This window comes from Arthrobacter mobilis, assembly GCF_012395835.1.
GTDB lineage: Bacteria > Actinomycetota > Actinomycetes > Actinomycetales > Micrococcaceae > Crystallibacter > Crystallibacter mobilis.
In genome coordinates this window covers 1-11,618 of the sequence record NZ_JAAZSQ010000018.1, presented here as the reverse complement: position 1 = coordinate 11,618, position 11,618 = coordinate 1, and the positions used below count along the sequence as shown (strand labels likewise).

The following is an 11,618-nucleotide window of genomic DNA, read 5'->3' as shown; positions in this document are numbered from 1 at the left end:
GTGGACGGGCCCACCAACGGCTCCAAGTCCGACTCGGACGCGGCCACCTGGCTGCCGCCGAACCGGGCGTTCCGCTGCGAATACGTGGCCCTGCAGACCGCGGTCAAGGCCAAGCACGGGCTCTGGATGACCGCCGCGGAGAAGGCCGCCATCGAACGGGTGCTGGCCTCCTGCCCGGACCAGCCGGTCCCGGACGATGACGGCGGGGTCACCGTCCCCGTGGCCGCCAAGCCCGCCCCCAAGCCCAAGGCGGAGCCGAAGCCGGAAGCCCCCGCGGTCCAGGAGCCGGCCCCCGGCGGCGGATCCGTTTTCTACCAGAACTGCTCGGCGGTCAAGGCCGCCGGCAAAGCCCCGATCCGGGCCGGGGACCCCGGCTGGGAGGCCAAGTTCGACCGCGACGGCGACGGGGTCGGCTGCGAAAGCTGACGCCGGGCCAGCCGGAGCCGACAGTTCCCGGTAGGAGCAGCCGGCACCGCCGGACACCAATCCATGCAACACCTCGAGTTGGGGAGCACACCATCAGCAACGAAAACCAGGCCGGCACAGTGACCGACCCGAACCAGCAGCCGCAGCAAGAGGGCCAGCCGCCCTACCCGGTGCAGCCGCCGGCCGGCTCCTACCCGCAGCCGCAGTACCCGGCCTACCCGGCTCCGGGCCAGGCCCCGTACCTGCCGCAGGGTGCCTACCCGCCGCCCCCGCAGGGGTATTACCAGCAGCCGCCGCAGGGCGCGTACCCGCCGCCGGGGTACTACCAGCAGCCGGTCGCCTACCAGCAGCCCGGTGCCTACCCGCCTCCGGCGTACCCGGTGCCGCCGCAGTACGGCCAGTACCCCTACCCGCAGCAGCCGGCAGGGTGGGCTCCGCGGCCGAAGCTGCCCAAGCCCGCCTCCTGGGGGCTGCGCCTGGCCTCCGGCATCGTGGCCTGCGTCCTCGGACTCGCGACCCTGGCCGTCTCCGTGAGCGTCTTCGCCGACTCGGGGAACTGGCTGGACACCGTCGCGGGCCTGCTGCTGGTCGCCGCGGCGCTCACCGCCGTGACCGGCGGGATCATCCGGCTGGTGGCCCTCCGGTCGGCTTCCCTGAGCTCGCCCCTGGTCGTCCTCTCCGGTGCCGCGGCAGCCCTGGCCGGCCACTCCCTGGCCGGCACCTATGTGTCCGCGGACATCCTGTCGGTGGCGGCGATCATCCTGACCTGCCTGGCCCTGCGGATGGACATCGCCGGGGTGCGGATGACCGTTCCGGGCCAGTCCCGCCTGCGCATTGCCGCCGGCGTCCTGCCGATCGTGGCGAGCATCTTCGCGTTCGCCAACTTCGCCTTCTCCGTCGGCCTCTGGGACGGGTTCGACATCTCGCTGCCGTTCAACCTAGTCGCCGGTCCGGCCCTGCTGGTCAGCGGGATCCTGATGCTCTCCGGCCTCCGGTCCGCCGCAGCCGCAGCCCTGGCACCCGTCCTGGCCCTGGGGTCCGGGGTCCTGGGCCTGCTGGGCGCAGTGGCCACCCTGATCACGTTCCCGGCCTCCGGACCCATCGTCCTGGGCCCGGCCCTGGCGGTGACCGTGCTGGCGATGCTGGTGCTGGTCAAGGAAAAAGGAAGCAACCCGAAGGGCTGGGTGCCCCGGCCCTTCGAAAACCAGGACGCCCCGACCGACGGATAAGTCACGGCAAGCGACACGGAACAGGTCAGCCGCAAAGTTCGTCTACATCTTCCAGCCGTGGATGGACGGGCCGTTGACTTGGAGGGTTCGGCCTCATGCTCGTCCGGGACCAATCGGCCGAGCCTGCGGGCGGTCAGGCCGAGCGCCTACTTCCCGGCCAGGTCGATACCGTACCGGTGGCGCGTCCAGACTGTGGATTCACCGCCGATGCTGGTGGAGTCGGTGGCCTTCGGCGTTCAGACTAGAAAATTCGCGGCTCTGTGCACGCGTACTGCCAGCCCTGCCTCAGTGACAGCTGGACGAGCTTCCGTAGGTCCTCGCTCGCCATCACGACCTCGCCAACTCTGAGTGCAGTCAGCCCGGCTGTGAATGGAGCCAGTATTGCGCCGCACCGTTACCGTCTTGCCTGGAAACTTGTCGCGCCCGTGCGAGGATGCGCTCATGACTGTTGCCTCGGACGCTGCCCTGCTGCTGGCCCACCTCGATTCCATCGGCGTGCACGGGAGGGACCGGGTCGAGAAGGGCTGGGATCACATGGGTGCGAACCTGGTTGATGCCGCCCTCCAGCGCCGGCAGGACTACGGGAAGGTGGTCCGTAAGCGCGCCCGGGTTCTGAAGGAGGCCTGGCCGGATGCGAAGACGACGTCGGGGTTCCTGGACCGGCTTGCCACGGACGACCTGTCGGCGGTGATCAGCTGGTCGGGGCCGGACCGGCTGAAGCAGATCGCCGACATGGCCGAGGTGCTCAAGGACAAGAGGATCGAGGAGCCCGGGGACCTCCGGGCGGCACTGGAGGATCCGGACCGGAAGGTGGAGCTGCGCGGCGCCCTGCAGGCCATCCGGTACGTCGGGCCGAAAACCCTGGACTACTTCGACATCCTCGCGGGCCTGTCGACCGGGGTGGCGGTGGACAGGCGGCTGTTGAGAATCACGGATGCGGCCGGCATCGGGCGTACCGGCTACGACTATGTCGCCGAGGTCATCCGGGAGGCGGCCGACGTCCGCGGCTGGCGGCACGGGGACCTGGACGCAGCCATGTGGGCGTACGTCGGCGTCCAGTCGGCAAAAACCAAGGGGAGGCGGCGGCGCGGTACTGCCGGATCCTGCTGAGCTGCAGGCAGACTGGGGAAGAATCGGGATGAAGAAGAGCGGGGCGACGCTGCTGGCTGCCGTGATCATGCTGGCCGGCTGAGGAAGGGCGAGCATGCGGCGTCGGCGCCCTGTGGCGGGGTCGGAGCTGTTGAGGGCGGCGATTTCTGGGAGATTATCGAGCGCACCCAGGCGGCCTCGAACGAAAGCAGCCAGCGGCAGGCGGCTGAGCTGGAAAAGTGCTTGTCGGAGCTTCCCGCTTCCGCTGCGGCACCATCATCATCGTCAACGCCGCCAACACCCACGGTGGGGACGCCTCGAACGTGAACCGGATCGTCTTCCACGACGTGCCGCGGGCTTTGGACGTCGAGCAGAAGCTCAAGGACATGGTCTTCCACGTCCACCTCCCCGAGCAGCACGCCGTCTAGGCCGGTGAGCGGGGCCGGCCGGCTCCGCACACATGGCAGGGGATACCTGCCCGGGAGGACCGCCATGACCGAGACCCAGCCGCCGAAACGCCAGCGCGCAGCCGTCGTATTGTTCGTCGACTCCGAATCAGGCGCCGATGAGCAGGACCTGGCCGCCATCGTCAAGGGCGCCCTGTTCCAGGCCGGCATCCGGGAGAACGGGCTGACCGCCACAATCCGCGGCACCGAACACCACGTCCGGATCGTCGACGTTGTGGAGGCCGGAACGGCCGCGCGCAACGGCTACCTGTGGACCGGAATCACTTCGAAGGCCTGGAGCCAGCGGGGACTTTGAAGTGAGCGCTCCGTGAGTGCCCCCGGAGTCAGAGGACACGAACGCCCGAGCTCTTCACAGGAAGTGTGATGCACTTCATGTGCGCGGTCCCGCCGCAAGCCGGACTCGGCCGCACACAGGTCCATATGTGCAACCTTCTCTTCAACGGCCGAGCTGACGAATCCCTGTCCCCTCCTGAGCTGCGGGGCAGGGTGAAGCTGGTCTACATGGACCCGCCCTACAACACCGGCAAGAAGTTCGCCCAGTACTCGGACAGGTCCCCGCTGAAGGACTGGCTGGCCATGATGGAGTCCGCTCTGGCCGCCGAAGGTGCACCCTGGGAACTGTGCGTGAGCACCGGCGGCGTGTTCTCCCCAGTCGCCCGGGGCCTGTCGCGTGAACAGGCATCCCGGCTGCACGACCGGCTGGCAGTCAGGATCGATGCCGAAGAGCTCAGTGCGCACTCCCGTTGCATCGGCTACGCTGCCGGAGAGTTAACGGCGGAGAACCTCGACTAGGCTGCGGCGGTCAGCTGTCCCAGTTCGCGCGTGCCCATTTCACCAGCGCCACGAACCCGTCACCTCCCGCGGCACATGACAGGATCTCGTCGCCCCATACGGTGCCGTCAACCTGCGTGCCGGAATGGACGCCAATTGCGCAGGGATTGTCACGCCCAAACCAGGCGAACAGAGGCGCGCCGGACGCGCCGGAGGCATCGTCGGCGTTGCTCTCAACCTGTGTCGTGTCGTAAGTGGTGCTATCGAGCGAAATATCGTCGCCGTCGTCGTCGTCGCGGACCGAGATGCCGTGCTCAGCATGCATGGCGTACATACCTGACATTGTCGATGCCGGGCTTGGCACACCGGCGCTTCAAGCTCCAGTTCCCGGACATTTCCTTCAAGCCAGCGCACGGCCCCGTCGGTGTGAGCGATTTCATCCAGCAGCGCTTTCCCAGGGTCGATGTCCTGGGGGAGTCCCTAGAGCTTATCCGCTGTGGTCAATGTCGCCCGGCCAGCAATTGGAAGGATTTCAATAACATTGCTCGCGTACCCAAAGGACCAGGTCGAGTCATGTTCGGCGTGATGGAAGCATCTTCCGCCTCCGAACTTGCTCATACGATAGACTCCGACTAAACCAAGCAGTTGGGGGAATAAATGAGCGCGGATGAATGCGCTTCGTGCGGGCCGTCTGAGCATCTGTGGGACGAAGGTGACACTCTCTACTGTTCAAAATGTGCGCAAAGAACAGACAAAAGTACGGGCCAGCTCGCACTGAGAAAATGCCAAGAATGCAAGCAGATGGCTGACGCAAAGGCAGCGTATTGCCACTGGTGCATGGCATGGAATCCCGAGAGCCCTTAATCATGTCGTTCTTGACAAGAGTCATTGCCGATTTAGGTAAGCAGACGGCATGAGCACAGATTTAGGAGTAGAGAACCCTTCCGAGAAGGGACCGGTCGGACCAGGTTGGTTTCGAGGCTTAGGGAGCGGTTGGTCAACCGTTTTTCTGGTAGGTGTTGTCGCAACTGCCAGTCAAATCACTGCAGTATCGATGGCCGGACTCGAGCTAGCACCAGGGGCTCCAACTTGGTCTAGCGGTGGGCTTGTAGCCATAATTGGCGGCCTGCTTATGTGGAACTTTGCTAGGTCATGGCACGACTTCAAGAAGTGGGTCTGGTTACCACTCGTAGTAGTTGCGACTCTGTCCTTCCTGGTCGTTGGAGCAACAAATAGTTACGATGTCGAAATCGTCGACCAAGAGGCTCGCGCCGCAACACACAGCTTGCAGCCAACGGGCGCATTCAACGTAGTTGAAACAGCCGAACGAATCTGTGAGCCCGGGGACGACTACCTCTATTGCCTCAACGCTCACGAGGCGAGCTACAACTCAGTTTGCGCGAATCAGACACTCTCAATCTTGGGATCCGCAACATGTTCGTTGATGTCCGAAACTATTGAGCAGATGCGAAGCATCTACGAAGGGTGCGGCTACGGTTGCACGGTCGGTGGAGAAGGGGGCACTTGGGGTTGGCCACACCTTAGGCTCGAAGCAGAGACAGCGATGAAGTCAAACAACGATGCTCAGCCTCGTCGCACCCACACTGAGCACTGCTCATTCGATCTTGGCATCGTTCAAATCGGGACATGCGCTGAGCGCGGTCAGTAGTTCGTATTGGCAAGCCCAGACCAAATCAATGAGGCTCTCCAAGGTTCGTGGTGAAAGCCCGGTCGTGTCTTTAGACAGAAGGGGCCCGTAGCCCTGTTGTGATGGATTTTCTTGACGCATTCATCAATGACAGGAACTACGAGCCTAATGGGAGTGTACCGGTTGGTCCTTGTCGGGACAGACTTGGTATCCGAGCCGCTGGCAGGTGAGCACTATACGAGCCAGGATGGTACCTCAGTCCTATTTCAAGATCGTGCCCCTGCCGGTGAGTGAGGGAGGGCGATAGCGCTGGTGGGATGTCGTGCCGGTTGAGCACTGATCCATTAGGTAGCAGCTGGTTCCCTTCTTCCCGGCGGCTCGAAACGATAGGACGCCGTTGAAAGGAAGGGGTCAGATGCTGTTCATCGGTGATGACTGGGCCGAGGACCACCACGACATTGCCCTGGTCGACGAGGAAGGAAGGCTGCTGGTCCAACGCCGTTTGCCGGAGGGTATTCAAGGGATCGAAGACCTGCATGAACTGGTCGCCGATCCCTTGGATGAGCAGGACGGGCCGGACCAGGTGATGGTGGGCATTGAAACGGACCAGGGCCCGTGGGTTGCTGCGCTGCTGGCGGCTGGTTACACCGTTTTCGCTGTCAACCCGTTGCAGGCGGCCCGGTACCGGGATCGGCTTGGGACCTCGGGGGCGAAGAGCGATAAGGGCGACGCTTTGGTGTTGGCCGAGCTGGTGCGCACTGACCGGAGACATCACCGCCCAATTACCGCAGACAGTGACACCGCCGAGGAGGTCAAGGTGCTGGCCCGTTCCCATCAGTCACTCATTTGGGCCCGGCAGCGGCAGGTCAACGTGCTGCGCTCGAACCTGCGTGAGTACTACCCAGCCGCCCTGGCCGCGTTCGGTAACAGCCTTGCCGACCGGGATGCCGTAGCGGTTCTGGCCGCGGCCCCGGGTCCGGAGGCCGCCCGGAAACTGACTCCAGCCAGGGTACAGACGTTGTTGCGGAAGGCCGGACGCCGTCGTTACCTGGAGTCGCGGACCGAGGAGATCATTACCGCTTTGCGGAGCGGGCAATTGGGCGCCCGCGCCGGGATCGAGGCCGCCTACACCGCCACCACCAAGGCCCTGATAGCGGTCATCGCTGAGCTGAATATTCAGATCCAGGCGCTGCAAGGGCAGGTGGAGGAGTGTTTTGGCCGGCACCCGGACGCTGAGATCTACCTGAGCCAGCCCGGTCTCGGCGCTGTCCTCGGCGCCCGGGTGCTGGCCGAGTTCGGCGACGACCCGCACCGCTACGCAGACGCTCGGGCACGGAAGAACTACTCCGGGATGAGCCCGATCACCCGCGCCTCCGGCAAGAAACGGGTCGTACTGGCCCGCTATGCCCGCAACAGACGTCTCAGCGACGCACTCTACGGACAGGCCTTCGCTGCACTCAATGCCTCGCCCGGAGCACGCGCCTACTACGCCGCCCGCAGATCCCGCGGAGCCACCCATCACCAAGCCCTGCGTGCTCTCGGGAACCGCCTGGTGGGCATCCTCCACGGCTGCCTGCGCCACCACACGCTTTACGACGAAAACACCGCCTGGCCTGCAGCCCAGAAGGAAGACATCCCCGCCGCTGCTTGACAGCTTAGACCCGTGGGATGTCTTGACCGGGCTTACTGCCCAGCGCCCTGATGCTGCCACAATCATCTTCAACCTGCCGGACTACCATGTCCTCACCGCCGACATCCTCACGTTCGGCCAGCGGAGAATCCATGTCGAGACAACCATCGAGTCCGGCTGTCCTTCATGCGGGGTGATTGGCAAGCGGCGCCATTCAAAGCGCCAGCAGCGGATCCGCGATATTTCCATCGCAGGTTTGGTCGAAGTTGTTTGGTTCAAGCGCTGTTTCTTCTGCGACGAATCCGAGTGTCCGCGGCAGACCTTCGCTGAGTCAACCACTCAGGTGCCCAGGCGGGCGCGTTCGACCGGCAGGCTGAGAGATGCCTTGGTGAGCGCCGTGATCCTTTCGGGACGTGCTGCGACGGAAACAGCGGCTGCTTTCGGAGTCTCGTGGTGGCTGGTCCAGCGCTCCCTGAACAAGGCCATGACCGTCCTGCCGGACGTCAACAAGCTCCGGCCCAAGCGGCTGGGCATCGACGAACACCGCTTCCGTTCCGTGCGCTTCTTCAAGGACGCCGAAACCAACGCCTGGAAGCGCTATGAACCGTGGATGACGACCATCGTTGATCTGGATACAGGGCAGGTCCTCGGCGTCGTGGACGGCCGGGACAGCAAGGGCGTTGGCGACTGGCTCTTCGCCCGACCATTGCAATGGCGGCTGGCCGTGGAAGTAGTGGCCATTGACCCCTCCGCCGCTTTCCGGAAGGCGCTGCGGATGTGGTTGCCCCGCACGGATGTATCGGTCGACGCATTCCACATGGTCATGCTGGGGAACAAGATGCTGACGGAAGTCCGCCAGCGGCTGAGCCAGGAGACCAAGGGCCGCCGGGGCCGCTCGTCCGACCCGATGTGGGGCAACCGGATGCTGCTGCTCCGCGCCGGCGAGACTCGTCGATGATCCGACCGGGAAGCTGAAGGCGGCTTGGGAAACGAAGGAACAACTGCGCGCACTGCTGCGCACCGGTTCCCTGAAGGACGCTGCCGCAGCCATGGTGCGGCAGCAGCACCCGGTGGAACGAGCCGGACAGCCGGAAATTAACCGGCTCCGGCGTACCGTCTGCCGTTGGTGGAAAGAGATCGAAGTCCTCATAGTCACCGGCGCAACCACGAGCATGGTTGAGGTAAACAACACGACGATCAAATTCTAGAGCTCCGGCTGCGCGGCGCAATGTGGCAAAGCGAACCTGATCAGCCAACGGTGACTTTCGAGTGACACCGGCGAGCGTTCCTGACAACAGCATCAAACGTAAAGTACACATCATTTCGTACGTGTCACCGATGCCGCAGGTATCGCGTTCACCCAGCCGGGTGACCTTGCAGCAGATAGCGTGACCGAGAGGCAGCGGCGCTGATATGTGCATTCCGTCAGGGAATCGCACCAGCTGCTTCCGTTCCGTCCGACAGCGCATCCCGTGCAATGTTCTATGTTTCCCCAGGGTGTGTTGTTGAACGGTTACTGGGTGGCTCGCCGTCATCGTTGATCTGTGAGGACCAGGCCAGAGATCTTGGACCGGGCACGGGCTGTGACCGGGTCCGCCGTAGGCAGTCCATGGCCTGCAGGCTTCGCCCGGACAATGACGAGCACGGAAATGGACAGCACCATCAGCGACAACATCGCAGTGATTAGACAGCTACTAGCGCCTGCGCGGCTTTACACCCGCGAGGAAGTACTCGGGCGGCCCTCACCGGCGCCCAGGGCGTCCGGCATCTACGCGTGGTACTTTGATGAACTGCCGCCCGGCGTTGATGTCCGCGGCTGCCACGTCATCCCCGAAGGCGTGCTGCTTTACGTCGGCATCGCCCCGAAAGAGCCGCCACGAAACGGAACCCGGCCGAGCACGCAGACGCTGTGGCACCGGATCCGCTACCACTACCGCGGCAACGCCTACGGCTCCACGCTGCGCCTGACACTAGGCTGTCACCTGGCAGGCACTCTAGGGATCGAGCTCCGCAGAGTCGGCAGCGGAAACCGGCTGACCTTCACTTCCAATGGCGAACGCCAGATCAGCGAGTGGATGAGCCGGCACGCGCGCGTGACCTGGGTGCAGGCCGAGTCCCCATGGCGCCCGGAGACGCTCGCCATCGAGGAGCTGAGCCTGCCGCTCAACCTGCAGGGCAACAGCCACCATCCCTACTACCCGACGCTCAAGAACCTCCGCGCCAAGCACAGGGCAGCAGCGCGCGAACTTCCTATCGTGTGAAGCCGCCAAGTGCGCGCTATTCAACATGTGGCCATCATGCACGAACGCAGACGGCCTGTTCCCCCACCAGGGCGCGTGCCGCTGATCATAGCCCAGCGTCAGATCGATGCGAGCGACAGCTCCGCGTGCGTGGCGAAGTGGGCGTCAGTGTGTTCGTTGTGAGCACCGCAAGTCTTGCCGATGAGCAGATCCACGGCAGCTTCGACGTCCTTGGTCTCGGCGGGGATGCCGCGGCTTACCCGGCCATCCGCGTCCACCACGATATAGCCCCACCCGAACAGGGCGTCGCAGCCCAGGCTGCAGACCAGCATCGCCACCGACCGGAAGTCTTTACGCTCCTCTTCCGTGCATTCACTGCGCGGCTTGATGTGTCCGGCCACCAAGAGCCTGGCCGGACGCTCCTCGCCGCAGATCGCGCAGGGGGCCGTCGACCTTCCGGACAGCAGATGCCGGCGCAGGTCGGCCTGCTCTCGCCGAACCGCCGCGAGCGAAACATCGTCGGTGTCCCCGCCACCCCATTCGTCCGGTCGGCCGTAAATCCCCTCCTCGACAGCCGCCGGCGACGACAGGCCCACCGCTGCCAGAAGGGCAAGCCCCTCGTCCTCGGAGAGGGCTGACAGAAACCGCCCCCTGGCCGGCGCTCCGCCACTGTGGAATGGCCTGTCAGGGCCGTTTCTGATCAGTTTGGCCACTTCGGTGAAGTGGAGGTCGACCCCTTTTCGAATGGGTTCGATCTCGACCAGCCACCCCTCATCGGGTTCGTCAGGGTACCATTTCGGGCTCTCCGGCGGCCGAGGCGACGCCTTCCAAGGTTCGGTCACCCGGCTGACAGCCCGCAGATGGCCCTCATGGTGGTGGAACACGATGTCGCCGGGCCGAAGATCCTTGATCATCGTCCGGGATTCTTCCGTGGCCCTGTCATGCCGCGGATTGGTAAACAGTGTCCTCGCCTCAATCGCTTCCGGATAGTTCCTGCCCTGACTTGCCCACCAGTAGTTGACCATTGTGCTCCCCCTCTTGTTCGGCTTAGTTCCAGCCGCACGCCTTCAGCAGCGACGGCATGTGCACGGTCCGCTGCAGCGGTGACGGCTTCCAGCCGGTGACCTCCTGGATGAAGCCGCCCCTGTCCGCCCGCAGCTTGCTCCAGCCCTTACTCACGACCGGCAGGGTCAGCCAGTTCAGCTTCTGGCCCGTCTCTGCATGCACCGGCCAGGTATAGAAACTCAGGAAGTCTTCCGTCACCTCATCGTCAGTAAACGGAACCACCTCGCCGAGGCGGAGGATCCGCCAGCGGACCGGCACCTCCTCGACGTCGCCGATCTGCACCAGCCAGCGGTCGAACAGTGCTTCGGCCGAGATCTCATCCGGCGTGTAGTCGTCCGACACGTGGTCCCCATCCAGGAACCATTCGAGCTCGAGGGTCTCATGCGTATGGTCGCCTCCACCGGCGTTGATCCGGCTGGCAAAGCTCCAGGTGTCGTCCATGCAGGTCCCTTCAGAGGTCTCGGCGGATGCCGGGTCTTACCGGCTTGGACTCCAAGGTACCGGAACGCCGCCGGTGAGCCCGCCAGCCCCGGCCGCACACATAGGGTCTATGGAAACTTCCAAGCCTCTGACGGACTGGTCTGATCTTCTCCGTCCCGCGACCCGGGCCTGCCAGCGGCACCGGGTCAGCTTGTTCGCGAACGCTCCGGTTTCCCAAGCGAAGGGATCCGCGACAAGTCCGTCCCCTTCATCACCGGGATGGACCTCGACGGCGACTCGAGGTAGGTACACGCTTTTTCATACGTATGCCTGACGGCTGTCTATGAATCTGTACCGGCTTCCCGCCCGATGGTTTTCTTGGTGCCGGATGTTTAGCCTTTGCTCTGCACAGGCTAAATCTGCCGCTACGTCGTATAGTGGCTCTCGACAACGGCGAAACCTTCTTGGTCGCCAATGGCCAGGGTAGTTCCGTGCAGGGCGACCGTGTTCACTGGCGTACGCCTGCGCAATGTTGCAAGCGCGCTGCCGGTGTCCGGGTCCCAGATCCGCACCCTCCTGTCCCGGCCGCCGGTGGCGAGCAGGGACCGCCCGTCCTCCCTCATGCCGAAGGCC

At 64.3% G+C, this 11,618-nt stretch carries 14 protein-coding genes; 10 read left to right on the top strand and 4 right to left on the bottom strand.

Translation table 11 applies throughout. The annotated features are described in order from the left end of the window. From HGG74_RS15730 to HGG74_RS15705, 6 genes are all read left to right on the top strand, one after another. Positions 1–426, top strand: a 426-nt coding sequence (locus HGG74_RS15730) for an excalibur calcium-binding domain-containing protein (protein WP_205762027.1), incomplete at its 5' end; no start/stop codon positions are given. Between the two features lie 119 nt (positions 427–545). Next, the gene (locus tag HGG74_RS15725) at positions 546–1,655 is read left to right on the top strand and encodes a hypothetical protein (protein ID WP_168487855.1); all 1,110 of its coding nucleotides are present in this window, start codon (positions 546–548) and stop codon (positions 1,653–1,655) included. 441 nt (positions 1,656–2,096) lie between these two features. Then, on the top strand, positions 2,097–2,765 hold the full coding sequence (locus HGG74_RS15720) for a DUF8548 family protein (protein WP_168487873.1): 669 nt from the start codon (positions 2,097–2,099) through the stop codon (positions 2,763–2,765). A gap of 218 nt (positions 2,766–2,983) precedes the next feature. Then, positions 2,984–3,172 carry a hypothetical protein gene (locus HGG74_RS15715; protein ID WP_168487871.1) on the top strand — a complete coding sequence of 63 codons (189 nt, stop codon included), beginning with the start codon at positions 2,984–2,986 and terminating at the stop codon, positions 3,170–3,172. Positions 3,173–3,236: 64 nt separating this feature from the next. Then, complete coding sequence (locus HGG74_RS15710; protein ID WP_168487870.1) at positions 3,237–3,506, top strand: hypothetical protein; 270 nt, start codon at positions 3,237–3,239, stop codon at positions 3,504–3,506. Positions 3,507–3,712: 206 nt separating this feature from the next. Further along, entirely contained in the window at positions 3,713–4,003 is a 291-nt protein-coding gene (locus tag HGG74_RS15705) for a hypothetical protein (protein WP_205762026.1), read from the top strand. A 10-nt stretch (positions 4,004–4,013) separates the two neighbouring features. Here HGG74_RS15705 and HGG74_RS15700 read toward each other — a convergent pair whose 3' ends face one another. Next, on the bottom strand, positions 4,014–4,316 hold the full coding sequence (locus HGG74_RS15700) for a hypothetical protein (RefSeq protein ID WP_168487866.1): 303 nt from the start codon (positions 4,314–4,316) through the stop codon (positions 4,014–4,016). 1,729 nt (positions 4,317–6,045) lie between these two features. Between HGG74_RS15700 and HGG74_RS15695 the strand changes: the two genes are divergently transcribed. The 4 genes from HGG74_RS15695 (at position 6,046) to HGG74_RS15680 (ending at position 9,521) form a co-directional block, all read left to right on the top strand. Next, a complete protein-coding gene (locus tag HGG74_RS15695; protein WP_168487865.1) occupies positions 6,046–7,281 on the top strand; it encodes an IS110 family RNA-guided transposase in 1,236 nt (411 codons plus the stop codon). A 22-nt stretch (positions 7,282–7,303) separates the two neighbouring features. Continuing rightward, positions 7,304–8,218 (top strand): transposase, encoded by a 915-nt coding sequence (locus HGG74_RS21985; RefSeq protein ID WP_168487863.1) that lies wholly within the window; start codon positions 7,304–7,306, stop codon positions 8,216–8,218. Positions 8,219–8,231: 13 nt separating this feature from the next. Continuing rightward, positions 8,232–8,468, top strand: coding sequence for a transposase (locus HGG74_RS22260; protein WP_168488032.1), 237 nt, complete (start codon positions 8,232–8,234; stop codon positions 8,466–8,468). Between the two features lie 441 nt (positions 8,469–8,909). Further along, a complete protein-coding gene (locus tag HGG74_RS15680; RefSeq protein WP_168487861.1) occupies positions 8,910–9,521 on the top strand; it encodes a GIY-YIG nuclease family protein in 612 nt (203 codons plus the stop codon). 98 nt (positions 9,522–9,619) lie between these two features. Here the strand turns inward: HGG74_RS15680 and HGG74_RS15675 are convergent, their stop codons facing one another. The 3 genes from HGG74_RS15675 to HGG74_RS21225 all read right to left on the bottom strand — a co-directional run. Beyond that, positions 9,620–10,525, bottom strand: a complete 906-nt coding sequence (locus HGG74_RS15675; protein WP_168487859.1) for an HNH endonuclease signature motif containing protein — start codon at positions 10,523–10,525, stop codon at positions 9,620–9,622. Between the two features lie 22 nt (positions 10,526–10,547). Continuing rightward, positions 10,548–11,006 (bottom strand): hypothetical protein, encoded by a 459-nt coding sequence (locus HGG74_RS15670; RefSeq protein WP_205762025.1) that lies wholly within the window; start codon positions 11,004–11,006, stop codon positions 10,548–10,550. Positions 11,007–11,410: 404 nt separating this feature from the next. Further along, positions 11,411–11,618 (bottom strand): hypothetical protein (locus tag HGG74_RS21225; RefSeq protein ID WP_205762024.1); only part of this gene is annotated, 208 nt, incomplete at its 5' end.